This window comes from Sphingomonas bacterium (assembly GCF_903643035.1).
In the GTDB taxonomy this organism is placed as follows: Bacteria; Pseudomonadota; Alphaproteobacteria; order Sphingomonadales; family Sphingomonadaceae; genus Sphingomonas.
In genome coordinates, this window is the sequence record NZ_CAHJWW010000012.1 from 1 (window position 1) to 22702 (window position 22702).

At 69.0% G+C, this 22702-nt stretch carries 26 protein-coding genes and 2 pseudogenes; 13 read left to right on the forward strand and 15 right to left on the reverse strand.

Annotated elements, in window-relative coordinates; all coding sequences use genetic code 11:
- The 6 genes and pseudogenes from HUV01_RS01735 to HUV01_RS01760 all read left to right on the forward strand — a co-directional run.
- A pseudogene (locus HUV01_RS01735) lies at window positions 1-425 on the forward strand (glutamine-synthetase adenylyltransferase); the annotation flags it as partial.
- A complete protein-coding gene (locus HUV01_RS01740; protein ID WP_217430867.1) occupies window positions 415-867 on the forward strand; it encodes a peroxiredoxin in 453 nt (150 codons plus the stop codon). The pseudogene HUV01_RS01735 and the gene HUV01_RS01740, both read left to right, overlap by 11 nt.
- 160 nt (window positions 868-1027) lie before the next feature.
- Window positions 1028-1810 carry a M23 family metallopeptidase gene (locus tag HUV01_RS01745; RefSeq protein ID WP_254606301.1) on the forward strand — a complete coding sequence of 261 codons (783 nt, stop codon included), beginning with the start codon at window positions 1028-1030 and terminating at the stop codon, window positions 1808-1810.
- Between the two features lie 44 nt (window positions 1811-1854).
- Window positions 1855-2193: an iron-sulfur cluster insertion protein ErpA gene (gene erpA, locus HUV01_RS01750; RefSeq protein ID WP_174296625.1), complete on the forward strand. Its 339-nt coding sequence runs from the start codon at window positions 1855-1857 to the stop codon at window positions 2191-2193.
- Between the two features lie 3 nt (window positions 2194-2196).
- Window positions 2197-2988, forward strand: coding sequence for an exodeoxyribonuclease III (gene xth / locus HUV01_RS01755; protein ID WP_174296604.1), 792 nt, complete (start codon window positions 2197-2199; stop codon window positions 2986-2988).
- Window positions 2988-3800, forward strand: a complete 813-nt coding sequence (locus tag HUV01_RS01760; protein ID WP_174296605.1) for a transporter — start codon at window positions 2988-2990, stop codon at window positions 3798-3800. Before xth ends, HUV01_RS01760 begins: the two co-directional genes overlap by 1 nt.
- A 57-nt stretch (window positions 3801-3857) precedes the next feature.
- On the opposite strand, the gene HUV01_RS01765 is transcribed toward HUV01_RS01760, so the two are convergent.
- The gene (locus tag HUV01_RS01765) at window positions 3858-5009 is read right to left on the reverse strand and encodes an N-acetyltransferase (RefSeq protein ID WP_174296606.1); all 1152 of its coding nucleotides are present in this window, start codon (window positions 5007-5009) and stop codon (window positions 3858-3860) included.
- 131 nt (window positions 5010-5140) lie between these two features.
- On the opposite strand from HUV01_RS01765, the gene HUV01_RS01770 reads away from it, so the two are divergent.
- The gene (locus HUV01_RS01770; RefSeq protein ID WP_174296626.1) at window positions 5141-6223 is read left to right on the forward strand and encodes a fatty acid desaturase family protein; all 1083 of its coding nucleotides are present in this window, start codon (window positions 5141-5143) and stop codon (window positions 6221-6223) included.
- 145 nt (window positions 6224-6368) lie between these two features.
- Here the strand turns inward: HUV01_RS01770 and accC are convergent, their stop codons facing one another.
- The 3 genes from accC to aroQ are packed head-to-tail and all read right to left on the reverse strand — an operon-like array spanning window position 6369 to window position 8681.
- Window positions 6369-7739, reverse strand: coding sequence for an acetyl-CoA carboxylase biotin carboxylase subunit (gene accC, locus HUV01_RS01775; protein WP_174296607.1), 1371 nt, complete (start codon window positions 7737-7739; stop codon window positions 6369-6371).
- A 5-nt stretch (window positions 7740-7744) separates the two neighbouring features.
- Entirely contained in the window at window positions 7745-8218 is a 474-nt protein-coding gene (gene accB, locus HUV01_RS01780; protein ID WP_174296608.1) for an acetyl-CoA carboxylase biotin carboxyl carrier protein, read from the reverse strand.
- Window positions 8219-8249: 31 nt separating this feature from the next.
- Window positions 8250-8681, reverse strand: coding sequence for a type II 3-dehydroquinate dehydratase (gene aroQ / locus HUV01_RS01785; protein WP_174296609.1), 432 nt, complete (start codon window positions 8679-8681; stop codon window positions 8250-8252).
- A 67-nt stretch (window positions 8682-8748) separates the two neighbouring features.
- Here aroQ and HUV01_RS01790 point away from each other — a divergent pair, with 67 nt between their 5' ends.
- From HUV01_RS01790 to HUV01_RS01810, 5 genes are all read left to right on the forward strand, one after another.
- Complete coding sequence (locus tag HUV01_RS01790) at window positions 8749-8967, forward strand: hypothetical protein (protein ID WP_174296610.1); 219 nt, start codon at window positions 8749-8751, stop codon at window positions 8965-8967.
- Between the two features lie 16 nt (window positions 8968-8983).
- Window positions 8984-9991: a sulfur carrier protein ThiS gene (gene thiS / locus HUV01_RS01795; protein WP_174296611.1), complete on the forward strand. Its 1008-nt coding sequence runs from the start codon at window positions 8984-8986 to the stop codon at window positions 9989-9991.
- 114 nt (window positions 9992-10105) lie between these two features.
- Entirely contained in the window at window positions 10106-10288 is a 183-nt protein-coding gene (locus HUV01_RS01800; protein WP_174296612.1) for a CsbD family protein, read from the forward strand.
- A 115-nt stretch (window positions 10289-10403) separates the two neighbouring features.
- Window positions 10404-11078 carry a glutathione S-transferase family protein gene (locus HUV01_RS01805; protein ID WP_174296613.1) on the forward strand — a complete coding sequence of 225 codons (675 nt, stop codon included), beginning with the start codon at window positions 10404-10406 and terminating at the stop codon, window positions 11076-11078.
- A gap of 4 nt (window positions 11079-11082) precedes the next feature.
- Window positions 11083-11355: a CBU_0592 family membrane protein gene (locus HUV01_RS01810; RefSeq protein ID WP_174296614.1), complete on the forward strand. Its 273-nt coding sequence runs from the start codon at window positions 11083-11085 to the stop codon at window positions 11353-11355.
- A 7-nt stretch (window positions 11356-11362) separates the two neighbouring features.
- Here the strand turns inward: HUV01_RS01810 and HUV01_RS01815 are convergent, their stop codons facing one another.
- On the reverse strand, window positions 11363-12466 hold the full coding sequence (locus HUV01_RS01815) for a DNA topoisomerase IB (protein ID WP_254606302.1): 1104 nt from the start codon (window positions 12464-12466) through the stop codon (window positions 11363-11365).
- Window positions 12467-12567: 101 nt separating this feature from the next.
- Between HUV01_RS01815 and HUV01_RS01820 the strand changes: the two genes are divergently transcribed.
- Window positions 12568-13386, forward strand: a complete 819-nt coding sequence (locus HUV01_RS01820) for an NAD(P)-dependent oxidoreductase (protein ID WP_174296615.1) — start codon at window positions 12568-12570, stop codon at window positions 13384-13386.
- Here the strand turns inward: HUV01_RS01820 and HUV01_RS01825 are convergent.
- From HUV01_RS01825 to HUV01_RS01870, 10 genes and pseudogenes are all read right to left on the reverse strand, one after another.
- Window positions 13296-14195: a DMT family transporter gene (locus HUV01_RS01825; RefSeq protein ID WP_174296616.1), complete on the reverse strand. Its 900-nt coding sequence runs from the start codon at window positions 14193-14195 to the stop codon at window positions 13296-13298. The two genes, HUV01_RS01820 and HUV01_RS01825, sit on opposite strands and share 91 nt — an antisense overlap.
- Window positions 14196-14328: 133 nt before the next feature.
- Entirely contained in the window at window positions 14329-15330 is a 1002-nt protein-coding gene (locus HUV01_RS01830; protein ID WP_174296617.1) for a threonine aldolase family protein, read from the reverse strand.
- A 51-nt stretch (window positions 15331-15381) separates the two neighbouring features.
- Window positions 15382-16380, reverse strand: a complete 999-nt coding sequence (locus HUV01_RS01835; RefSeq protein ID WP_174296618.1) for an NAD-dependent epimerase/dehydratase family protein — start codon at window positions 16378-16380, stop codon at window positions 15382-15384.
- Window positions 16381-16388: 8 nt separating this feature from the next.
- Window positions 16389-17156, reverse strand: coding sequence for an enoyl-CoA hydratase-related protein (locus HUV01_RS01840; protein WP_254606304.1), 768 nt, complete (start codon window positions 17154-17156; stop codon window positions 16389-16391).
- Between the two features lie 5 nt (window positions 17157-17161).
- On the reverse strand, window positions 17162-17731 hold the full coding sequence (locus tag HUV01_RS01845; protein WP_174296620.1) for a hypothetical protein: 570 nt from the start codon (window positions 17729-17731) through the stop codon (window positions 17162-17164).
- A gap of 52 nt (window positions 17732-17783) precedes the next feature.
- Window positions 17784-18401, reverse strand: coding sequence for a DedA family protein (locus HUV01_RS01850; RefSeq protein ID WP_368039979.1), 618 nt, complete (start codon window positions 18399-18401; stop codon window positions 17784-17786).
- Window positions 18377-20455, reverse strand: a complete 2079-nt coding sequence (locus tag HUV01_RS01855) for a S9 family peptidase (protein ID WP_174296621.1) — start codon at window positions 20453-20455, stop codon at window positions 18377-18379. Before HUV01_RS01855 ends, HUV01_RS01850 begins: the two co-directional genes overlap by 25 nt.
- A gap of 31 nt (window positions 20456-20486) precedes the next feature.
- Entirely contained in the window at window positions 20487-21773 is a 1287-nt protein-coding gene (locus HUV01_RS01860) for a glycoside hydrolase family 130 protein (protein WP_174296622.1), read from the reverse strand.
- 92 nt (window positions 21774-21865) lie between these two features.
- Window positions 21866-22345, reverse strand: a complete 480-nt coding sequence (locus tag HUV01_RS01865; protein ID WP_174296623.1) for a GreA/GreB family elongation factor — start codon at window positions 22343-22345, stop codon at window positions 21866-21868.
- Between the two features lie 106 nt (window positions 22346-22451).
- A pseudogene (locus HUV01_RS01870) lies at window positions 22452-22702 on the reverse strand (efflux transporter outer membrane subunit); the annotation flags it as partial.

Consider the following 22702-nt stretch of genomic DNA (forward strand, 5'->3'; position numbering starts at 1 on the left):
CGGGCGACGCGCTGACGATGCGCGCGGAAATGGCCCGGCACAAGCCGCCGGCGGGACCGCTCGACGTCAAGCTGGCGCCGGGCGGGCTCGTCGACCTGGAGTTCGCGGTGCACGTCGCGCAACTGGTCGGTCGCGCCGGCTTCGATCCCGATCTCGGGCACGCGATCGACGCGCTCGGCGATCGCCTGCCGCCCGGCGCGCGAGCGGCGCACGACCTGCTGACCCGGCTGCTCGTCGCAACCCGGTTGCTGGCGCCCGATGCGCAGGTGCCGCCACCGGCCAGCTGCGCGGTGATCGCGCGCGCGGTCGGCCTGCCGGACTGGGACACGGTCGTTGCGGAGCTCGCGCGCACGCGGCAGGATGTCGGATGTATCCGGGTCGGGGAGAGCCCCGGGGAGGATGCCAAGGAGAACCATGGTGGATGAGCTGCCCGAACTGATACTGACCGCGACCGACGGATCGCCGTTGCCGCTCGCCTCGCTGCGCGGACGGCCGGCGGTGGTGTATTTCTATCCGAAGGACGACACGTCGGGCTGCACGAAGGAGGCGCAGGACTTCTCTCTCCTTGCCGCCGATTTCACCGCCGCGGGGGTGCGCGTGATCGGTGTGTCCAAGGACACGCCCGCCAGCCACCAGCGGTTCACCGGCAAGCACCAGCTGGAAGTGCAGCTCGTCAGCGACGAGAGCGGCGCGGCGTGCGAGGCGTTCGGCGCCTGGATCGAGAAGAGCATGTACGGCAAGAAATACATGGGCATCGACCGCTCGACCTTCCTGTTCGATGCCGCCGGCAGGCTGGCGCGGGTGTGGCGCAAGGTGAAGGTGCCCGGCCATGCCGGCGAGGTGCTGTCCGCCGCCAGGGCGCTATGACGATCGAGGATCGCGGCGGGCGACGGTAATCTGGGATATCGCGTCCTCCATTCGCCGCGCCTCCATGCCGGTCCGACGCGCGTCGCCGCCGGTCCCCTTGCCGACCCCGGCTGGTGCGCGTCAGGTGCCGTCATCGACGGACACCAGGGACGACACGGCGATGGCGGCTTCGAAGGTACCCGGCGAAAAGGCCAACGGCTCGATCGCACGAAGCGCAGGGTTCGCACTGGTCCTGGCCGGTCTGGCCGCCGCCGGTGCGGCCAAGGCGGATCCGGCAGACCCGATCAGCCCTCCGGCCATGGTCGCCTCGACCGGCACGGGTTCCTCGATCGTCGCGACGGGCGCGAGCGCCGCGATCGTCGTAGCAGGCGTCGTGACCGCCGCCGAAGTCGCCGCCGAGACCCACATGCGTTCGCTGTTCGATACGTGGAAGCAGGGTGACGGCGGCCTTGCCCCGCTGCACGCCGGGATCGCGATCCCGTCGGTCCACCCGGTCGACCAGCTGGAGTTCACCAGCAACTTCGGCATCCGCTCCGATCCGTTCCGCCATACCGCGCGGATGCACGCCGGCGTCGACATCCGCGGTCCCGTCGGCACCCCCATATACGCCACCGCCGACGGCACCGTCGATCGGGCGGAGCGCGCGGGCGGCTATGGCAATCTGATCGAGCTGGACCATGGCAAGGGCATCCAGACGCGCTATGGCCATCTGTCTAAGATCCTTGTCGAGCCGGGCTCGGCAGTGAAGCGGGGTCAGCTGATCGCATTGATGGGCTCCACCGGCCGTTCGACCGGCTCGCACCTTCACTACGAGGTCCGCATCGACGGCAAGGCGGTCAACCCGGCGCCGTTCCTGACCACCGCCGATTACCTGACGGCGGCGCAGTCCGCTTCGGCCACCGCGATCCCGGTTGTGATGGACGGCCCTTCGCCGCAGGATTGATCGCGCCCGTTGCCCTGGACGTGCGTACCGCCTATCTGCCGGTCATGGCGACGCAGGCATCCGACATCGCTCTCACCCCTTCCGCAGCGGCGCGTGTCGCGTCGGTGGCGAGCCGGCAGGGCAAGCCTGCGATCCTGCGGTTGTCGGTCGATGGTGGCGGTTGTTCGGGCTTCCAGTACCGGTTCGGGTTTGCGGATGCGCCCGAGGCGGACGACACCGTCGCGGAGACCGACGGCGTACGGCTGGTGGTGGACGCGGTCAGCCTCAATCTCGTCCGTGGGTGCGCGGTCGATTATGTCGAGTCGCTCGGCGGCGCCGCCTTTCGGGTCGAGAACCCCAACGCCGCTTCGGGCTGCGGCTGTGGCTCGTCGTTCGCGGTCTGACGCTTGCCGCTCAAGGTCGTCACCTACAACGTCAACGGCATCAAGGCCCGGCTGCCGCGCGTCCTTGAATATCTGGCAGAGGCGCAGCCCGATATCGTGTGTCTCCAGGAGCTGAAGGCGAGCGACGAGACCTTTCCGATCGCCGAGATCGAGGCTGCGGGATATGGCGCGACATGGCATGGCCAGAAGAGCTGGAACGGCGTGGCCGTTCTAGCGCGCGGCATCCAGCCGGCGGAGCGGCAGCGGGGCCTGTCCGGCGAGCCGGAGGACGAACATAGCCGTTATCTCGAATGCGCGATCACCGATCCGGGCGGCGACGAGCTGATCGTCGCCTCGCTCTACCTGCCTAACGGCAATCCGCGTCCGGGACCCAAGTTCGACTACAAGCTGCGTTGGATCGAACGGCTCGCCGCGCGGGCGCGCGCGCTGCTGGCGGAGGAGGTGCCGGCGGTGCTGGCGGGCGATTACAACGTCATCGCCAACGACGACGACAGCTATTCGACACGGGCGATGGCCGAGGACGCGCTGATGCAGCCCGAAAGCCGGGCCGGCTATCGCTCGCTGCTGGCGCAAGGGTGGACCGACGCGCTGCGCACCCGTTATCCGGGGGGCGGAGTGTGGACGTTCTGGGACTATCAGGCGGGCGCATGGCAGCGTGATGCGGGGTTCCGGATCGATCACCTGCTGCTCAGCCCGATGGCGGCGGACCGTCTGGTCGACGCCGGCGTCGACAAGGCGTATCGCGGGCGCGAGAAGGCGAGCGACCATGCGCCGACCTGGGTGGCGCTCAGGTGATGCGGGCGGCGCTCGCGACGGCGATGCTGCTCGCCGCGGTGCCGGCGCTCGCGCAGGACAAGCCCGATGGGTCGGACGGACCGCGCTTCTGCCCTACGCGGCCAAGTCTCGGCGGTTCGAGTTGCACGACCGAGCCGGGTCACGTCCAGATCGAAGCCTCGACCTTCGACTGGCAGCGTGACGACCGCTCGGATCAACGCGAGGACCGGATCGTCTCGGCCGACCTGCTCGCTCGCTTCGGCGTAGGACCGAAGACGGAGGTTCAGGTCGGCTGGACCGCCTATGGCCATGACCGCACCCGTGACAAGACGACTGGCGAGATCGATACCGTGAACGGCACCGGCGACGTGACGCTCGCGGTGCGCCAGCATCTCGCGGGTGAGGAGGGCAAGCCTTTCTCCGCGGGCTTCCAGCCGTTCGTGACGGTGCCGACCGGACGTTATCCGGTGGGGGCGGGCGATTGGAGCGCGGGCGCACAGGTGCCGGTGCAGTACGATCTGACCAGGAAACTCGCCGCGCAATTCACGGGCGAGATGGATGCGGCGACCAACCAGTCCGGCGATGGGCGGCATCTGGCGTACAGCGGCATCTGGGGTCTTCGCTATAAGCTGACCGAGGCCGTCAACGTGTATGGCGAGCTGTCGGTCGAGCGCGACGACGATCCTTCCGGGCACGAGACGCACTCGCTCGCGGCGTTCTCGGTCGCGTGGCGGCCGACGAAGCGGTTCCAGCTTGACGCGCAGGTGGTCGCGGGGCTGAATCCAAACTCGCCCGACATCCGGCTGGTGACGGGTGGTGCGATCGTTTTCTGACGGCCAGGGCGCGGCGGCGACTTCCATGTCCGGACGAGAGCGACGGGTTCGCGGGCGCTACAGGTCCCGCCCATAGATGTCGTACACCTTGTTGACCGCGCTGCCGATCGTCGTCGCGATCGAGTTCATCCCCTGGTTGTCGTCCAGGATCCAGCCGATCTCGCTGCGGCTCGCGCCGTATTTCGTGACGGATGCGCGGCGGATATACTCGATCATCATGAAGGCGAGCTGGCTCGCGAGGCGCGAGGCCTGCAAGTCCTTGACGACGCCCATCAGCGGTACGCGCACGGTCCGCACGGTGGGCGCGCGCAGCCACAGCAGCAGTTTCGCCCAGCCGAACGGCAGCAGCGATCCGTTCAGCGGCGCGATCGCCTCGTTCAGGTCGGGAAGCGTTATCATGAACGCGACCGGCCGCCCGTCCACTTCGGCGATCCGGATCAGGTCGTTGAACACGATGGGCTTCAGCTTGACGCCGACGTCCTTGATCTCGGGCGGGGTGAGAGGCACGAACCCCCAATTGTCCCGCCATGCGTCGTTGAGGATCGACAGGATGATCGCAGCCTCATCCTCGAACCTCTTCTTGTTTACCTCGCGGATGCGGATGCGCGGGTTCTTCTCGCCGCTGGCGATGATCCGCTCGATGATCGGCGGGAACGGCTTCAGTATGTCGAGGTCGTACGTCCGGAGCCGCTTGACGACGCCATAGCCCGCGCGTTCGATCCACCCCTGATACTCGGGTTTGGCGTGACCCATCATGATGGTCGGCGGATGATCGAAGCCCTGTACCAGCAGGCCCGGTTCTTCCCAGATCGACTGCGAGATCGGGCCGAGCGCGCGTGTCATTCCCTGGTCGCGCAGCCATCCCTCTGCGCGGGCGATCAGCGCGCGGAAGATCGCTTCGTCCTCCGCTTCCATCAGCCCCCACTGGCCGACGCCGGGGCCAAAGCCCTGCTCCGCGGGCATGGTGAGCGCCAGCGTGTCGATATGCGCGGAGATGCGCCCCACCACCCGACCGTCACGCTCGGCCAGGAAAAGCTGTGCCTTGGCATGGCTGTACCAGCCGTTCTTGGCCGGCGTGATGAGCCCCAGCGCCTCCCCCTTCAGCGGCGGCACCCAGTTGGGATCGCCCTTGTAGAGCCGAAACGGCAGGTCGACGAAGGCCTTCCGGTCGCGCTTGCTGTCGATCGGACGGATGGCGGGTTCGGCCATGAAGGGTGGCTCCGGGTCGTTTGGCGTCGACGGGAGTTCTTCTGCAACTTGCGCCCCGGCACAAGTCCGAAGCGGGCCAGTGGCCCTGGTCCGCCATGCTGACGCCATTATCTTGGGGCCTTTCTGTGACGATGATCGCGACCTTCACTCCAGACCGTGCCGCCGCGGCCGTGCCGGGCACCACGCGGATCGCCGACGACAGGGCCATGCTGCGCGCCGCGGCCGAACTGACCCGCGAGCTGACGGCGCCGCGGCCGGCGCTGTACTGGGCCGACCTCCTCGCGTCGGCCGCGATCGGCTACGGCGCGCTGGCGCTGGCCGTGACGAGTTCCACCCCGGGCCTGACGATCGCCGCCGCCGTCGTCGCCGTGCTGGCGCTGTATCGCGCGATGAGCTTCATCCACGAGGTCAGCCATGTGAAGCATGGCTCGCTGCCCGGCTTTCGGCTCGGCTGGAACGCGATGATCGGCGTGCCGATGCTGATCCCGTCCTTCATGTACGAGGGGGTTCACAATCTCCACCACGCCCGGACCCGCTATGGCACCGCCGATGATCCCGAGTACCTGCCGCTCGCGCTGATGAAGCCATGGACGCTGCCGCTGTTCGTGGTCGTGTCGGCACTGGCGCCGCTCGCGTTGCTGGTCCGCTTCGGCGTGCTCGCACCGTTGTCGGCGATGATGCCGGAACTGCGGCGCGTGGTGACGGAGCGGTATTCGGCGCTGGCGATCAATCCCGGCTTTCGCCGCCGCTCGCCCGAGGGTGCGGCGCGCGCGCAGTGGCGGTGGCTGGAGACGCTCGCGAGCCTCTGGGCGATCACGCTCATCATGCTGGTGGCGAGCGGGATCGTGTCGTGGCGGTCGTTCGGGATCGCGATGGGGATCGCCTCGGCGGTTGGGGTACTCAACCAGGTTCGCACATTGGTGGCGCACCTATGGGAGAATGACGGCGAGGCGATGAGCGTCACCGCGCAATATCTCGACTCGGTGAACGTGCCGCCGCCCACTCTTCTGCCGATGCTATGGGCACCTGTCGGACTGCGTTACCATGCGCTGCATCATCTGTTGCCCGGTCTGCCCTATCATGCGCTGGGCGAGGCGCATCGACGGCTGACGGCGGCGCTGGACATGGACTCGCCGTTCCATCGGGCGAGCCATGCCGGACTCCCGATGCTGGTGGGCCGGATCGCGCGGTCCACGATGGGCGCGCGGGGCTAGCTGTTTGGTCCCGTAACGTGGCGACTAGATTTCACACGGAAGCGCGGGGACGGCGGAGGCGATCCGTCGAGCCCTCCGCCCCTCTATCGAAGCGCCCCGCCTGTTCGATCCTGATCCGCCAGGTGGCTGGCTTGGGAAGGCGGGATCATCCCCGGGACAATCCCGTGCCTCCTGCTCGCGCCAACCACTCTTCCAGCCACTTGATCGTATAGTCCCCCGCCTGGAACTCGGGATCGTCGACCAGCGCCTGATGCAGCGGAATGGTCGTTACCGGCCCTTCGATCACGAACTCCTCCAGCGCACGGCGCAGGCGGGCAAGACACAGGGCGCGAGTGCTTCCATAGACGATCAGCTTGGCGATCATGGAGTCGTAGAAGGGCGGTACGCGATAGCCTGCGTAGAGGCCGGAATCGACGCGCACGTGCAGGCCGCCCGGCGCGTGATACTGTTTCACCAGGCCGGGTGAGGGCGCGAAGGTACGTGGGTCCTCGGCGTTGATCCGGCACTCGATCGCATGGCCGGCGAAGGCGACCTCGTCCTGGCGGACCGACAGCGGCTCGCCCTCGGCGATGCGGATCTGCTCGCGCACCAGATCGATGCCGGTGATCATCTCGGTCACCGGATGCTCGACCTGCAGCCGGGTGTTCATCTCGATGAAGTAGAAGTTGCCCGCCTCCCACAGGAACTCGATCGTGCCGGCGCCGCGATAGCCCATGTCGGCCATCGCCTGCGCGACGACGCCGCCCATCCGCTCGCGCTCCGCGGGCGTGATGACGGGAGAAGGAGCCTCCTCCAGCACTTTCTGATGCCGGCGCTGGAGCGAGCAGTCGCGCTCGCCCAGATGGAGCGCCGTGCCCTGGCCGTCGCCGAATATCTGGAACTCGATGTGCCTCGGGTTGCCGAGGTACTTCTCCATGTAGACGGTCGCGTCGCCGAACGCGGCCTTCGCCTCCGTTCCCGCCTGCGCGATCAGCGTCTGGAGCTGGTCCTTCGACGCGCAGACCTTCATCCCGCGCCCGCCGCCGCCCGACGCCGCCTTGATGATGACCGGATAACCGATCTCGTCGGCGATCCGCCTCGCGTCCGCAAGATCGCTCACCGCGCCATCGGAGCCGGGCACCAGCGGCAGCCCGAGCGCGCCGGCGGTGCGCTTGGCCTCCACCTTGTCGCCCATCGTGCGGATATGCTCGGGCTTGGGGCCGACGAAGATCAGGCCGTGGCTCTCGACGATTTCGGCAAACCGCGCGTTCTCGGACAGGAAGCCGTAGCCGGGATGGATCGCGTCGGCGCCGCTGATCTCCGCCGCCGATATGATGTTGGGGATGTTGAGGTAGCTGTCAGCGGCCGCGGGTGGCCCGATGCAGATCGCCTGATCGGCGAGCCGGACGTGCATGGCCTCGGCGTCGGCGGTGGAATGCACCGCGACGGTCGCGATCCCCATTTCGTGGCAGGCGCGATGGATACGCAGCGCGATCTCGCCACGGTTGGCGATCAGCAGCTTCCTGATCCTGGCCAAGATGCTTACTCTACCACGACGAGCGGCTGGTCGAACTCGACCGGCTGGCCGTTCTCCACCAGCACCTCGCGCACCGTTCCCGCGCTCGGCGCGAGGATCGGGTTCATCACCTTCATCGCCTCGACGATCAGCAGCGTATCGCCCGCCTTCACCGTCTGCCCGGCGCCGACGAAGGGTCTCGATCCCGGCTCGGCGGAAAGATAGGCGGTGCCGACCATCGGCGACTTGACCGCATCGATACGGGGCGCGGATGCGATCGCAGGAGCGTCCATCGGCGCTGCGCCGGCCGGAGCGGGCTGCGGCGCATAATGCACCACCGGAGCGCCGCCCCCGCCGCCGGGCTTGCGCGCCACGCGGATCTTGCGCGTGCCGTCCTCCACCTCGATCTCGGTCAGCGCACCCGCATCGAGCAGTTCGGCCAGCTGGCGGACAAGGTCGACATCGACCATCATCGCTCCCGCCTCGTTCACATCGGTCATGGCAGCCCCTGATTCCAAGCGGCGGCGTGTGTCAGAACCGTGCCGCGGCTTCAAGCGCGAGGATGTAGGAGTAGGCGCCGAATCCCGCGATCGAGCCGCGCGCCGCGCGTCCGACGAAGCTTGCGTGCCGGAAGTCCTCGCGCGCGTGGGGGTTCGACAGATGGACCTCGATCACCGGCGTAACGACGGAGTTGATCGCGTCGTGCAGCGCAACCGACGTGTGGGTGAACCCGCCCGCGTTGAGCAGCACCGCCTTCGCGCCCGACGCCTGCGCCTCGTGCAGCCAATCGATCAGATGCCCCTCGTGGTTGGACTGGCGCATGTCGATCTCCAGTCCCAGCGCCTGCGCGCGATCCTCCAGCCGGCCGGCGATGTCGTCCAGCGTGTCGTACCCGTAGATGTCGGGCTCCCGCATGCCGAGCAGGTTCAGGTTGGGTCCGTTGAGGACGAAGACGGTCGGCATGAGGCTCCGGTCGGTTATGCTCGCAAAGGCGCGCGATGCGTCTATATCAGCGAATGGGAGCACCGCCATGGCCACCACGCCCGACCGTTCGGAACCGACCTTGAACATCAGCGAGCAGCTAGCGCGCATCGATCAGATTCAGGTCGATCTCGGTCACAAGCTCGCGATGACGGCGAAAACCTGTCAGGGGACGCGTTTCGGCCCGCTCAGCCCTACCTTTGCGGGCATGGGCGCGCTGGCGGCCTTCGCCGCCGGCGTCGTGTTCGCCAAAGTCTTTCTCGGCTGAGTACCCGCTGCACATTATGTCCCATACCGACGGCACCGTCTCCATCACCGTCAACGGCGAGCACCGCCGCGTCGCCGCCGGTTTGACCTTGGCCCAGCTCGCGACCGAACTCGGCCTCGTGCCCGAGAAGGTGGCGGTGGAGCGCAACCTGGAGGTCGTGCCCCGCTCGACGCTGGCGCAGGTGCCGGTCGAGGACGGCGACGACATAGAGATCGTCCATTTCGTCGGGGGAGGGGACCATGCCGCTCCGGTCGTGGAAGATGGCTGGACCGTCGCCGGCCGTACCTTCCGCTCGCGCCTGATCGTGGGCACCGGCAAGTATCGCGACTTCGCTAAGAACGCCGCCGCGGTCGAGGCGTCGGGGGCCGAGATCGTCACCGTCGCCGTCCGCCGCGTCAACGTCGCGGACCGAAACGCGCCGATGCTGACCGACTATATCGACCCCAAGCGGATCACCTATCTTCCCAACACCGCCGGCTGCTTCGACGCCGAGAGCGCGATCCGCACGCTGCGCCTGGCTCGCGAGGCGGGGGGATGGGATCTCGTCAAGCTGGAGGTGCTGGGCGAGGCGCGCACGCTGTATCCCGACATGGTCGAGACCCTGCGCGCGACCGAGATCCTGGCCAACGAAGGTTTCCTGCCGATGGTCTACTGCGTTGACGACCCGATCGCGGCGAAGCGGCTGGAGAATGTCGGCGCGGTCGCGATCATGCCGCTGGGCGCTCCGATCGGATCGGGGCTGGGCATCCAGAACAAGGTGACGATCCGCCTGATCGTCGAGGGCGCGAGCGTGCCGGTGCTGGTCGATGCCGGGGTCGGTACCGCGAGCGAGGCGGCGGCGGCGATGGAGCTGGGCTGCGACGGCGTGCTGATGAACACCGCCATCGCCGAGGCGAAGGACCCTATCCTGATGGCGCGCGCCATGAAGGCGGGGGTGGAAGCGGGCCGGCTCGCCTATCGCGCCGGGCGGATGGGCGTGCGCCGGTATGCCGACCCGTCAAGCCCGCTGGCGGGCCTGATCTGACGACGCCCGACCGTAACGCAAACGTCACGGAACCCCTGTGGAAATGAAGGGTTAAACGCAGGCAATCCGAAGCGGGGACCGCCTCTGGTACCCGCAAGAGCGATGGAGGTCATCATGGGTGAGTTCACCGACAAGGTCAAAGCGGCCGGCAACAAGATCGCGGGCGAGGCCAAGGAGGCGATCGGCAAGGTCACGAATAACGAGGAGCTGACCGCCGAGGGCGAGGCCCAGCAGGTCAAGGGCGTCGGACAGGACGTCAAGGGTTCGGTCAAGGGCGCGCTCGGCGACGATATCTGAGCCGACGAGCGATATGAAGTCAGGGCCGTCCGGGTAACCGGGCGGCCCTTTGCGTCAGGCTCAGCCGATCCTCATGTCGCTTTCCTCGCGAGGCCGTAACTTCTAATACGTGTTCATGTGGCAGCTCTATCAGTTCCCCCTGTGCCCGTTCAGTCGCAAGGTACGGTTGCTGCTGGGTGAGAAGGGTGTCGGCTACGACTTGGTACGCGAGTCGCCGTGGGCGCGACGTGACGAGTTCTTGGACATGAACCCGGCCGGACAGACGCCGGTGATGGTCGACGCCGGCCGCAACGCCGCGCCGCTAATCGATTCGATGGCGATCTGCGAGTATCTGGAAGAGACGGTCGATCGCACCGCGATGATAAACGGCACCGCTGCGAACCGGGCGGAAATCCGCCGGCTGGTCGCATGGTTCGACGGTTCCTTCTATCGCGACGTGACCGGGCCTTTGCTGCACGAACGGATGATAAAACGGTTGGCGCACCGCGCCTCGCCCGATGCCAAGGGGCTGCGCGAAGCGATGAAGGCCGCGATCCAGCATCTCGACTATGTCGATTATCTTCTGGACCATCGCAACTGGCTGGGCGGCGCGACGATGAGCTTGGCCGATCTCGCCGCGGCGGCGCAGATCTCGGTTACCGATTATTTAGGCGGCATCGACTGGAAGAGCCATGAGCAGACTGCGCGTTGGTATCGCGGGTTGAAGAGTCGGCCGAGTTTCCGTCCGCTGCTCGCCGAGCGGATGGAGATGCTAAGTCCGCCGGCGCATTATGACGATGTAGACTTTTGAACCGTTGCAAAGCGCCGATCCGCCGAGCGCCCAGCTGTCGCTGACCTGGCTGGACGCGGCCGGTCTCCTCGGCGTCGCCCTGTTGCTCGCCGCCTATGCCGGGACGGTCACCGGGCGGGTGGCGGCGACCCGGCCGGCGGCGCTGGCGGTCAATCTGGCGGGATCGCTACTGATCCTCGCATCGCTTCGGGGTACGTTCAACCTCCCGTCGGCCGTCGTCGAGATCGCCTGGGCGTCGGTCGCCGCGGTCGGTTTGATCCGGCACGCGCGACGCTGACTCGCGCTCAGGCGGCCGCGGGCGGGTCCTTTGCCGCCAGCCGCCGCTGCAGGAACGCCAGCACCAGCGCCTCCTCCGGCCGCAACGCCGCTCCCGCGCCGTCGTCGCGTTCGGCCAGCTCGCGGTCGACTTCCTCGCGCACCTCCAGCACCAGTGAGTCGGACAGATAGCTGTCGAGCACCTCGGGGTGGACGTAGCATTTGCGACATACCGCGGGCGTGTTGCCCAGTCGCGCCGAAACGCGTTCGATCGCGGCCCGCACGTTCTTCTTCGCCGCGGCTTGGCTGTCCACCTTCTCGAACTCGGCGAGCGCCAGCGCGGCCAGCACCGTGCCCGTCCAGGTGCGAAAATCCTTGGCGGTGATATGCGCGCCTGCGATGTCCTTCAGATACGCGTTGACGTCTCCCGACGTCACCTCATGCTGGTGGCCGTCGTCGTCGAGATAGTGGAACAGGTGCTGGCCGGGCAGATCCTGGCTCGCCTTGACGATCCGAGCGACGCGGCGATCCCTGATCTTCAGGTTCCACTGCTTGCCGCTCTTCCCCTTGAAGCGGAACTTCAGCTCGGCTCCCGCGACCTCCACATGCTCGCCGTTCAGCGTCGTCAGGCCATAGCTGCCGTTCTGCCTGGCGTAGTCCGCGTTGCCGACGCGGATCATCGTCGTCTCCAGCAGGTGGACGACGGTGGCCAGCACCTTCTCGCGTACCAAGCCCTTCAGGCGCATGTCGGCATCGATGCGCGAGCGGATGCCCGGCAGCGCCTGCGCGAAGTCCAGCATGTGTTCGTACTTGGTCCCGTCGCGTACCTCGCGGAACCGCTCGTGATAGCGGTATTGCTTGCGCCCCTTCGCATCGCGGCCGGTCGCCTGCAGGTGCCCGTCGGGATCGGGACAGATCCACACGTCGAGATAGGCGGGCGGGATCGCGAGCCTGTCGATCCGGTCGATCGTCGCGCGATCCCTGACGGCCTTGCCGTCGGGATCGCGATAGCTCCAGCCCTTTCCGCTCTTCCGGCGGGCGATGCCCGGCATCTCGTGGTCGACATAGACAAGCCCGGCGCTTTCCGCCGCGTCCCTGGGATCGACGATGTTCTCCGTCGCTTCGTCCGTCACGCTCTTCTCCTGTACGTAAATACGCAATCGCCGGTGCTACGGGTTCGTTCCGGCATCGGCGGCGGCTGGCGGGTGAGGGCCGAAGCGGGCATAGCGACGGCATGATCCGCCTGTTCGTCTTCGGCCTGGGCTATACGTCGACCAGCCTCGCGGTCCGTCTGCCGGGCACGGCGGGCACCACCCGTGACGGTCGCGGTCGGTCGGTCCAGTTCGACGATCGCCGGGCCGTCGCGGCTGCGCTGGCGCGGGCGAGTCATGTCCTGTCTTCGGTACCGCCGGACGGCGACGATCCCGTGCTGGCGCGCTATGGCGACCTGCTCGGCGACCGCTGGCTCGGCTATCTGTCCTCGACGGGCGTGTACGGCGACATGGCGGGGGCATGGGTGGACGAGAGCGCGCCGACCGGAACCGGCCGGCGATCGGTGCGCGCGGCAGCGGATGCGGCATGGCTGGCGCGGGGTGCGCGCGTCTTCCGGCTACCGGGCATCTATGGCCCCGGGCGCTCGCCGCTCGACCGGGTGCGCGATGGCCGGGCGCATCGCACCGGGATCGCCGCCCAGGTGTTCAGCCGGGTGCATGTCGACGACATCGTGTCGGGCGTGATTGCCGGCTTCGATGCGCCCGCAGGGGCGTACAACCTGGCCGACGATGTGCCCTGCGGGCAGGACGAGGTGGTGGTCCATGCCGCCGCGCTGCTGGGCCTGCCGCCGCCGCCGTTGGTCGCGGTCGAGAACCTGTCGGCCATGGCGCGGGGATTCTACGCGGAGAACAGGCGGGTGGCGAACGGCAAGGCCCGGCGCGTGCTCGGCTGGGTGCCGGCGTATCCCGATTACCGCGCGGGCCTGCGCGCGCTCAGCGCCACCAGCAGTCCGATGCCGGTCAGCACCGCTCCCGTCACCGCCAGCGCGGACCAGCGATAGCCCTCGAACAGCGTCGACAGCAGCATCGCGATCACCGGTACCAGCACGCCGGCATAGGCCGCGCGCGCCGTCCCGATCACCCGCAGCACGCGGTAATAGAGCGAGAAGGCCAGCGCCGAGCCGGCCAGCGCCAGCCAGGCGACTCCGGCCCAGTATCGCCAGCTCGCGGGGAAGGGCGGCGGCCCCGCGACCGTCATCGCCAGCCCGGCATCCACCGCCGCGCCCGCCAGCATCGCCAACGCCAGCGTGGCCGTCATCGGATAGCGCCGTGCCACCGCCGTCCCCTGCGCGACGTTGGCGCAAGACGCGGCGAGGATGGCGCCGATCGTGAGCACGACGCCGACCAGCGTCTCGTGCGGCCCGCTCGGGTCGGCCCGCGCCTGCTGGACGATCAGCAGCGCGACCCCCGCCATCGCGACGCCGGAGCCGACGAGCAGCCGTGCGCTCAGCCGCTGTGCCAGCACCAGCCGGCCCAGCAGCGCGTTGGGCAGCAGCAGCAGCGCGAACACCACCGCGACGAGCCCGGAGGCGATATGCGCCTCGGCGGCGTAGACGAAGGTGTAGTTCAGCGTGAACTGGGTCACTCCCAGCGCGCCCGCGAAGCCCAGCCCGGCGGCGTCCGCCGGAAACCGCTCCCGCCGCGCCAGCGCCAGCAGGCCCATCGCTGCGCCGGCGAGCGCGAACCGATAAGCGACGGACCACAGCCCGGGCACGACCGCGATCTGATCGCGGATCACTAGCCACGTCGACCCCCAGATCAGCGTGACGACCGCGAACGGGATCAGGATCGCGGTGCCTTGCCTCTGCATCCAGTTCCATTCGCGCCGGGACCGGCGTCTACGTTCATGCCGGACGGGTCGAAACACTGGCCTTGTTCCCGCACCGACGATGACGGACAAGTCCCGAACGAGTCCGGCCCGAACGGGATTAAAAATCGAAGAACTATAGACTCGCGATCGCGTCCGCCAGCGGGTGGATGTCCGTCCCGGTCTGGTTCCACGATATCACCAGCCGCGCCTCGCCCGGCCCCCAGTCGTAGAAGTCGAAGCCTTTGCCCCGCAACGCCGCCGCCTCATCCTCCGTCACGCGCAGGAAGACCTCGTTCGCCTCGACCGGATGGACCAGCCGGTCGCCCGCCGCCGCCGCGAGCAGCGACGCGCCGGCGTTGGCCGCGCGGGCGTTGCCCAGCCACACGTCGTCGTCCAGCATCGCGAGAAGCTGCGCGGCGAGATAGCGCCCCTTCGACAGCAACAGCCCCGCGCGCTTGCGGCGGCGCAGCGTGTCGGCGGCGAGCTCGGGCCGGAAGAACACCAGCGCCTCCGCCGTCATGCCGCCGTTCTTGATGAACCCGAAGCTCAGCGCATCGACGCCCGCGCGCCAGGTGACGTCCGCCGCCGAGCAGCCCGCGCTCGCGACCGCGTTGGCGAAGCGAGCGCCGTCCATGTGGAAGCCCAGCCGCAGCTCCCTCGCCAACGCGCCGATCGCCGCGACCTCGTCCGGCGAATAGACCAGGCCGTATTCGGTCGCGTTGGTGATCGAGATCGCGTGCGGCTGGACGCGGTGGACATCGTTCGCGATCGCGTCCGTCACCGCGCGGATGCCACCGGGGGTCAGCTTGGCGCCATCCCCGTCCGCGAGCATCAGCTTGGCGCCGTGCGTGTAGAACTCCGGCGCGCCGCCCTCGTCGTTCTGGATGTGCGCGTCCCGGTGGCAGACGATGCTCCCGTGCGGCGGGCACAGCGCGGCGAGCGCGAGGCAGTTGGCGGCGGTGCCCGACGGCACCCACAACGCCCGCACCTGGGTCTCGAACACCTCGGAGAAGCGCGCATCGAGCCGCCTGGACCAGGTATCGCCGTCATAGGCGGTGTCGAGCGCGTTGGCGGCGGCGGCGGAGTCCAGCACCGCCTGGCAGGCGGGCGCGGCATTGTCGGAGAAGAAGCGCATGGCGCGCTGTGCTGGGACGGGGTGGGACCGTCAATGGGGCGCAGGGCGGCGCTATATCCCGTGATAGCCGCGGTACCAGCCCACGAATCTCGGCACGCCCATGTCGATCGTGGTGGTGGGCACAAAGCCCAGCTCGGCCCCGATCGCGCCGATGTCCGCGAAAGTGCGCGGCACGTCGCCCGCCTGCATCGGCAGCAGGTCGCGCACCGCCCGTCGGCCCGTCGCCGCTTCCAGCAGGTCGATCACCCGGCCCAGCGGTTCCGACCGGTTATTGCCAAGATTGTATATCCGGTGCGGAGCGATGCTGCCGCCCGCCTTCTCCACGCCGTCGTCGGCGGGCGGATGGTCGTGCGCCGCCAGCACGCCGGCCACGATGTCGTCGACATAGGTGAAGTCCCGCTCCATCCGTCCTTCGTTGAAAACCGGGATCGGCTGGCCCGCGAACATCGAGCGCGTGAAGATCCACATCATCATGTCGGGACGGCCCCACGGGCCATAGACGGTGAAGAAGCGCAGCCCCGTCTGGGGCAGGCGATACAGGTGGGCGTAGCTCTCGCTCATCAGCTCGTCCGCCTTCTTGGTCGCGGCATACAGTGACAGCGGCCGATCGGTGCGGTCCTCGAGGCGGAACGGCACCGTGGCGGACGCGCCGTACACCGACGACGACGACGCATAGACGAGGTGTGCCACACCGCGATGCCGGGCCAGCTCCAGAATGTTGAGGTGGCCCACCAGATTGGCGGCGGCATAGTCGTGCGGGTTGGTGATCGAGTGGCGTACCCCCGCCTGCGCGCCAAGATGCACGATCCGTTCGACGGCCCGGCCGCTCACCGCCGCATCGAGCGCGACGCGATCGGAGAAGTCGACCGCCGTGAACCGGAACGCGTCGCCATGCTGCTCCACGAGGCGCGCCAGCCGCGCGTGCTTCAGCGCCGGATCGTAATAGCTGTTGAGCGAGTCGATCCCGATCACCTGGTCGCCGCGCGTGAGCAGCGCGTCGGCGACGTGCATACCGATGAAGCCTGCCGCCCCCGTGACCAGCGTCGCCACGTCGCCTCTCAGACGCCGCGAAAGACGGGCGCGCGTTTCTGGAGGAAGGCCGCGCCGCCCTCCGCGCCGTCCGCGGTCTCACGCGCGGTGCGCTGATTCACGGCCTCGGCCTCCAGCGCCCCGGCATAGTCGAGGGTCGCCGCCTCGTGCAGCTGCCGACGGATCATGCCGGTCGCCGCCGGCCCGGCCGCCAGTCGGGACGCGAGCGCCAACGCCTGTTCGTCGAGGTCAGCATCCGCCACCACGCGATGGATCATGCCCCAGTCCAGCGCCTTCGCGGCGGGCACCCGCTCGCCCAGCAACATCATCTCGGCGGCCCGGGCGCGGCCGATCAGCCGCGGGAGCATCCAGCTCGCGCCGCCGTCGGGCACCAGCCCTATGTTGACGAACGCCTGCAGGAAATACGCGGTGTCGGATGCCACGCAGAAGTCCGCCGCCAGCGCCAGGCTGCAACCGATTCCCGCAGCCGGTCCGCGCACGGCGCTCACCACCGGCACCGGTAACGCCGCGATCGCGAGCATCGCTGGATTGTAGCTCCTGGTCAGCGCCGCACCGATCGTCGTCCCCGGATCATCCGCGCCCGATGCGCCGCCCGCGACATCGGCCCCCGAGCAGAAGCCACGACCCGCGCCCGCGATCAGCACCGCACGGGCACCGTCCAGCGCACCCAGCGCGGCGGTCAGCTCGTCGAACATTTCCGGCGGCGCGGCATTGAGCCGGTCCGGGCGGTCAAGCGTCAGCGCCAGCACGTCGCGGTGCCGCCCGATGCGGACCAGCGGGCTCACGACGGCTTGCCCGGCGGCGTGGCGGGATCGGCGGGAGGCGCGAGATCGGGAGACGGTGGCGCCACCTTGCCCAGCACCTGCCCGCATGCCTCCACGACCCGGCGGATCGGCGCCTCGCTGGCCGGCCCCTCGAACGACACGTCGAGCGGTGCGCCCGCGTGGTCGACGGTCCGCAGGCTGATCCGGCGGGCATGCGCGATACCCATCGTCAGCGTCGCCATCGCGCGTTCCTCCCGCTCGATGGCACCCGCGCCCAGCAGCTCCCAATTGTCGATCAGCGCGGTGCCGTCGTCGAAGCGGAGCGACACGGGCTGAACGCCGAAGCCGCGATAGGGATCGCGCGGGATGAACTGGACGGAAACGACCGCGTCCGGCGCATGGTCGCAGCGCACGACCAGCCGTCCACCCGGCGCATTGGCGGCGGCGGAAACCGACCGCGTGCCGCCGGCCGCGCTGGCGCGTTCGACCGGCGTCCAAGCGGGAGCGGCGGCTACGGGCGGTGGCGGTGCGGCAGGCTTCGCGGGCGAGGGTGCGGCCTGTGCCAGCAGCCAGACGAGCGGGATCATGCGCTTCCTTCTTGACGGTCGCGTCCGGTCATCCGGGAGCGGAGGGGCGGAATCAAGCGCCTTGTTGCGGCGCCTCGTCCGGCTCTGTCGCCCGCGAGCGCCGGCGACGGAATAGATGGAGGACGATCAGCGCCGCGGCGGCCAGGGCGGCGAGGACCGCGATCGTCGTGCCCGACGGCTCGAACCGGTGCAGCAGCCGCTCGAACCCGTGCCCGAACGCATAGCCGATCGCGGTGAACAGGACGCCCCAGACGATCGCGGCGACGACGTTGACGGCCAGGAACACCGGCTCGCGCACCCGGCTGGTGCCGATCGCGATCGGGCTGATCGTGCGGATGCCGTAGATGAAGCGGAACGCGAAGATGAACGCGATCGGATGACGCTCCAGCATGGCGAGCACGCGGGCGAAGGCGGGTCGCTCGCGCTGGCGGCGCACCCAGCGACGATCGCGGAAATAGCGGCCGCCGGCGAAGAACAGCTGGTCGGCGACGAACGATCCGGCCGCCGCCGCCGCCATCGCGCCGGGCAAGGAGAACAGCCCCTCGTGCGCGAGCAGGCCACCTGCGACCACCGCCGTCTCGCCCTCGAACCCCGCGCCCAGGAACAGGGCGAACAGGCCGTAATGGAGCAGCAGGGAGTGGAGGTTCAGCCGTCCGCTCCCAACTGCCACAGCACGAACGCATGCTCTTCCGCCGCCTCGCGCAGGCTGTCGAATCGTCCCGACTTGCCGCCATGGCCCGCGCCCATGTTCGTCTTGAGGAGCAGGACGTTGTCGTCCGTCTTGGTGGCGCGCAGGCGCGCGGCCCATTTGGCGGGCTCCCAATAGGTGACGCGCGGATCGTTGAGCCCGCCTGAGATGAACAGCGGCGGATAGTCTTGCGCGGTCACGTTCTCGTACGGGCTGTACGAACGGATCAGCCGGAACGCGGCCTCGTCCTCGATCGGGTTGCCCCATTCGGGCCACTCGCCCGGCGTCAGCGGCAGTTCGGCGTCGAGCATCGTGTTGAGGACGTCGACGAACGGCACGTCGGCGATCACCGCGCCCCACAGCCCGGGATCGGAGTTGACGACCGCGCCCATCAGCTCGCCGCCTGCCGAGCGGCCGGCGATGGCGATCCGGCCGGCGCTGGTCCAGCCCCGGTCGATCAGGCCCTTCGCCACGTCGACGAAATCGTTGAACGTGTTGACGCGTTTCTCCAGCTTGCCGTCGAGATACCATTGCTGGCCCAGATCGTCGCCGCCGCGGATATGCGCGATGGCATAGGCGAACCCGCGATCGAGCAGGCTGAGGCGCCCGGTGGAAAAGCCGGGATCGATCGCATGCCCGTACGCCCCGTAGCTGTAGAGGTAGAGCGGCCGCGACCCGTCGCGCGGGAAGTCGCCGCCGTCTTCGTCCAGCATGTAGACGATCGAGACCGGCACCTGCGTCCCGTCCCGCGCCGTGACGTGCAGCCGCTCGGTCCGGTAGCGGTCGCCGTCGTAGCCCGACGGGATCTCCTGCACCTTCAGTGTCGCCAGGCTGCCGGTCGCGACGTCGTAGTCGTAGACGGTGCCAGGCGTCACCATCGACTCATAGCCGAGCCGGAGCACGTCCATCGCCCATTCGGGATTGTCGCCGAGCCCGGCGGAATAGCTCGCTTCGGGAAAGGCGATGCGCGTCGGTGCGACCGCGGGGTCGTAGCGGTGGAGCTCCACCTGATCGAGCCCGTCCTCGCGCCCCTCGACGATGAAGAAGTCGCGGAACAGCGCGATGCCGGTCATGTAGAAATGCGGCGACGGCGCGATCCGCTCGGTCCACTCGCCGGGCGACGCGATCGGCGCGGTGACCAGGCGCCACTGCGTATCCGTGTCGTTGGTGTGGATGAACAGCATGTCGCCGTGCGTGTCGGCGTCGTATTCGCGGCCGGGCAGGCGGGGCGCGACCAGCAGCGCCTCGGCCAGCGGATCGCCGGCGGGAAGGAGCCGCACCTCGCTGGTCACGTGATCGCCGGTCTCGATCGTCAGCCACCGGCGGTCGCTCGTCTCGCCGACCGCGACGCGATACCCCTCGTCCGCCTCGCGGTACAGCTCGACGTCCTGTCCCACCTGTGTGCCGAGCCGGTGGAAGCGGGCATTGTCGGTCCGCCACTGGTCGTTGGCGACGCCGTAGAGGAACCCCGAGTCGTCCGCCGTCCAGACGATGTCGGACAACATGCCCTCGATCGTCTCGGGCAGGTGCTCGCCGGTGGCGAGGTCCTTCACCCGGACGGTGAACCGCTCGGCACCGCTGTCGTCGATCGCATAGGCGAGCAGGCTGCCGCCGTTGCTGACGGAGAAGGCGCCGAGCCGGAAATACTCGTGTCCCTCCGCCAGCGCGGGCTCGTCGAGCAGCAGTTCGTCCGGACCGCCGGAGACGGGCTTGCGCCACCACCTGCGATATTGCCCGCCGGTCTCGTAGGCGGTCCAGTAAAGCCAGTCGCCGTCCTTCTGCGGCACGGAGGACTCGTCCTCCTTGATGCGGCCCTTCATCTCTTCGTACAGCCGGTCGACGAGCGGCCGGTGCGGCGCCATCACCGCCTCGAAGTACGCGTTCTCCTCCGTGAGATAGGCGAGCACGTCCGCGTCGCCGACGTCCGGATAGTCGGGGTCCTTCAGCCACGCCCACGGGTCGTCGATCGTGACGCCGTGGGTGGTGAAGCTGTAGGGGCGGGTGGCGGCGATCGGAGGCGCGGGAAGGTCGGTCATCGCTCGGCCCTATAGCCCCTTGGATCGCCCGTCACTCCATCGCGCCCAGCAGCCCGTCCACCGTCGTCGTGGCGAAGCTCGTGAAGTTGTCGGCGACGCCATAGGGGATCAACACGTCCCTGCCCGACAGCATGGCGCCGCAGCCGTAGACGACGTTGGGGACATAGCCGTCGCGCTCGCCGGGACTGGGCTCCAGTATCGGAGCGGGCGTCCGCGCCAGCAGCTTCGACGGGTCCGCCTTGTCGAGCAGGCACGCGCCCATGCAATAGTTGCGGACCGTGCCGACGCCATGGGTGAAGACCAGCCACCCCTCGTCCACCTCCAGCGGCGAGCCGCAGTTGCCCATCTGGACGAACTCCCAGGGGTAGCGCGGACGGACGAGCCTCGCGCCGCCGTTCCACCGGTACAGCTCGTCCGAGCGGTGCAGCCAGATGCTTTCGCTGTCCTGCCGCCCCAGCATTAGGAACCGCCCGTCCACCCGTCGCGGGAACAGCGCCATGCCCTTGGCGCCGGCCGCGTCGCCGGTCAGCGGACGCATCTCCATTGAGGTGAAGTCGCCGCTCGACAGCAGTTCCGGCTTCGCATCGGCGCCGCTGAACGCGGTGTAGGTGCCGTGATAGACGCTTGTCCCGTCGTCGTCGGTGAAGCGCACGAGGCGCACGTCCTCGATCCCTTGCCGCTGGCGGGGGAGGACGGGGAAGATAACCGTCTCGCAGATCGACCGGCTGGCGCCGCAATCGAGCCGCACGCGGCCCTCGCCATCCTCGATCCCGACCTCCGGGGGCACGGCGGAGGGAGAAGGCGGATCGACCGTCACCGCACCCCCCGGCATCCACACCCCGGTACGGAACGCGACCGATGACACATGCCCCTCGCCGATCCCGCGCAGCGACAGGACGAAACGGATCGCGCCGTCGGGCAGTCCCGACTGGTCCGGGTGCGGCACCGCGCTGGGGTTGAACAGCGCCGCCGCCTCGAACGAGTATTCCTCGCTGAAATAGGCGCCGATCAGCCGCTGCTGGCGGTCGCTCACGTCGCGGGGAGTGGTGATCCGTCCGGCGATCGCCTCGAACCGGCGGCGCAGCGTCGCGTCGACATCGCGGTGGCGCTCGTCGAGCGACCTGGTGACGCCCCTCAGCTCGGCATCGAGCCGCGCCTCGTCCAGCGAGGTGATCCGGTCGACGATCACCTGCGTGCGCGACGGCCCGGCGTCGGCGAAGCGGCCCGGATAGCCAAGGTCGAACGGCCTGACGACGGTGCGCGAGGGGTCGGGGCGCAGGATCACGTCGCTATGCTGGAGCAGGTCCGTCGTAGCCATCCCCGTGTCCCTCTTCACCGCCGCGTCGCACAAAGCGCGGGGCCTCGCGAAAAGGTCCCGGGGAACGCAGGCCGGGGCGGGGGAGGGGCGGGTCAGCCGCCCGCGCGGTCGTCGCCGGGCAGGATCGCGAGCACCTCGATTGCGTCCTCGCGGCCGTTGAACGCGACCTTCTCTCCCGACAACATGCCTAACATCGCCCACGCGAGCGGTGCCGTGAAGGCGATGGAGCCCGCCGCCGGATCCGCCTCGTCGTGGCCGACGATCGCGATCGTGCGCACGGTGTTGGAAAGGCGGAACGTGACCCGAGTGCCGAACGCCACCTCGTCGCCGGCGGGAGCGGGCGCGACCTCAGCGGTGATGCGCCGCGTCCGCCAGTAGCGCAGGTCGCGGGCGAGCGCGGCCCGCGCCTCCTCGCCCGTCGCCTCGGTCAGCCCGGCCTCCAGCATGGCGACGCGCGCCTCGATCAGCGCGAGGCCGCGCGGAGTGACGAGATTGGCGCCGGCCGGGATCGGCAGCTCGAAGCGGGGTTCCTTGTGCTCCTCGTCGCTCTCGCGCCTGAATGCCACGCTCATGGCCTGTCTCCTTCGCGTTGGAGATGGGGAGGGCGGTCCTGCGGTACGAGCGGGGCGCCCCGGCACTCCCCCCTTCCATCCGCGCGAGCGGGCGGGGATGGGCGGATCAGTCCCGCCGCGGCTGGTCCTGCGCCGTCACGCCGCCGCCCACCGCCTGGAACAGCGCGACCGTGTCCACCAGCCGTGCCGCCTGCGCCTGGACCAGATTGGCCTGGGCGGTCGCGTTGGTGGCGCTGGCGTTCAGGAGCGACAGCGTGCCGATCCCGCCGAGCGCGAGCTGGCGCGTGCCGAAGGCGAGGGACAGCGCGGCGGCGCGGCTCGCGCGGTCGGCCGCGTCCAGCACCGCGGCATCGGTGC

What these genes read in the sequence shown, in the direction of transcription:
- HUV01_RS01740 (WP_217430867.1), top strand. Translation starts at nt 415, where the DNA reads ATGGTGGATGAGCTGCCCGAACTGATACTGACCGCGACCGACGGATCG.
- HUV01_RS01745 (WP_254606301.1), top strand. Translation starts at nt 1,028, where the DNA reads ATGGCGGCTTCGAAGGTACCCGGCGAAAAGGCCAACGGCTCGATCGCA.
- erpA (WP_174296625.1), top strand. Translation starts at nt 1,855, where the DNA reads ATGGCGACGCAGGCATCCGACATCGCTCTCACCCCTTCCGCAGCGGCG.
- HUV01_RS01760 (WP_174296605.1), top strand. Translation starts at nt 2,988, where the DNA reads ATGCGGGCGGCGCTCGCGACGGCGATGCTGCTCGCCGCGGTGCCGGCG.
- HUV01_RS01765 (WP_174296606.1), bottom strand. Translation starts at nt 5,009, where the DNA reads ATGGCCGAACCCGCCATCCGTCCGATCGACAGCAAGCGCGACCGGAAG.
- HUV01_RS01770 (WP_174296626.1), top strand. Translation starts at nt 5,141, where the DNA reads ATGATCGCGACCTTCACTCCAGACCGTGCCGCCGCGGCCGTGCCGGGC.
- accB (WP_174296608.1), bottom strand. Translation starts at nt 8,218, where the DNA reads ATGACCGATGTGAACGAGGCGGGAGCGATGATGGTCGATGTCGACCTT.
- aroQ (WP_174296609.1), bottom strand. Translation starts at nt 8,681, where the DNA reads ATGCCGACCGTCTTCGTCCTCAACGGACCCAACCTGAACCTGCTCGGC.
- HUV01_RS01790 (WP_174296610.1), top strand. Translation starts at nt 8,749, where the DNA reads ATGGCCACCACGCCCGACCGTTCGGAACCGACCTTGAACATCAGCGAG.
- thiS (WP_174296611.1), top strand. Translation starts at nt 8,984, where the DNA reads ATGTCCCATACCGACGGCACCGTCTCCATCACCGTCAACGGCGAGCAC.
- HUV01_RS01800 (WP_174296612.1), top strand. Translation starts at nt 10,106, where the DNA reads ATGGGTGAGTTCACCGACAAGGTCAAAGCGGCCGGCAACAAGATCGCG.
- HUV01_RS01805 (WP_174296613.1), top strand. Translation starts at nt 10,404, where the DNA reads ATGTGGCAGCTCTATCAGTTCCCCCTGTGCCCGTTCAGTCGCAAGGTA.
- HUV01_RS01820 (WP_174296615.1), top strand. Translation starts at nt 12,568, where the DNA reads ATGATCCGCCTGTTCGTCTTCGGCCTGGGCTATACGTCGACCAGCCTC.
- HUV01_RS01825 (WP_174296616.1), bottom strand. Translation starts at nt 14,195, where the DNA reads ATGCAGAGGCAAGGCACCGCGATCCTGATCCCGTTCGCGGTCGTCACG.
- HUV01_RS01830 (WP_174296617.1), bottom strand. Translation starts at nt 15,330, where the DNA reads ATGCGCTTCTTCTCCGACAATGCCGCGCCCGCCTGCCAGGCGGTGCTG.
- HUV01_RS01845 (WP_174296620.1), bottom strand. Translation starts at nt 17,731, where the DNA reads ATGATCCCGCTCGTCTGGCTGCTGGCACAGGCCGCACCCTCGCCCGCG.
- HUV01_RS01855 (WP_174296621.1), bottom strand. Translation starts at nt 20,455, where the DNA reads ATGACCGACCTTCCCGCGCCTCCGATCGCCGCCACCCGCCCCTACAGC.
- HUV01_RS01860 (WP_174296622.1), bottom strand. Translation starts at nt 21,773, where the DNA reads ATGGCTACGACGGACCTGCTCCAGCATAGCGACGTGATCCTGCGCCCC.
- HUV01_RS01865 (WP_174296623.1), bottom strand. Translation starts at nt 22,345, where the DNA reads ATGAGCGTGGCATTCAGGCGCGAGAGCGACGAGGAGCACAAGGAACCC.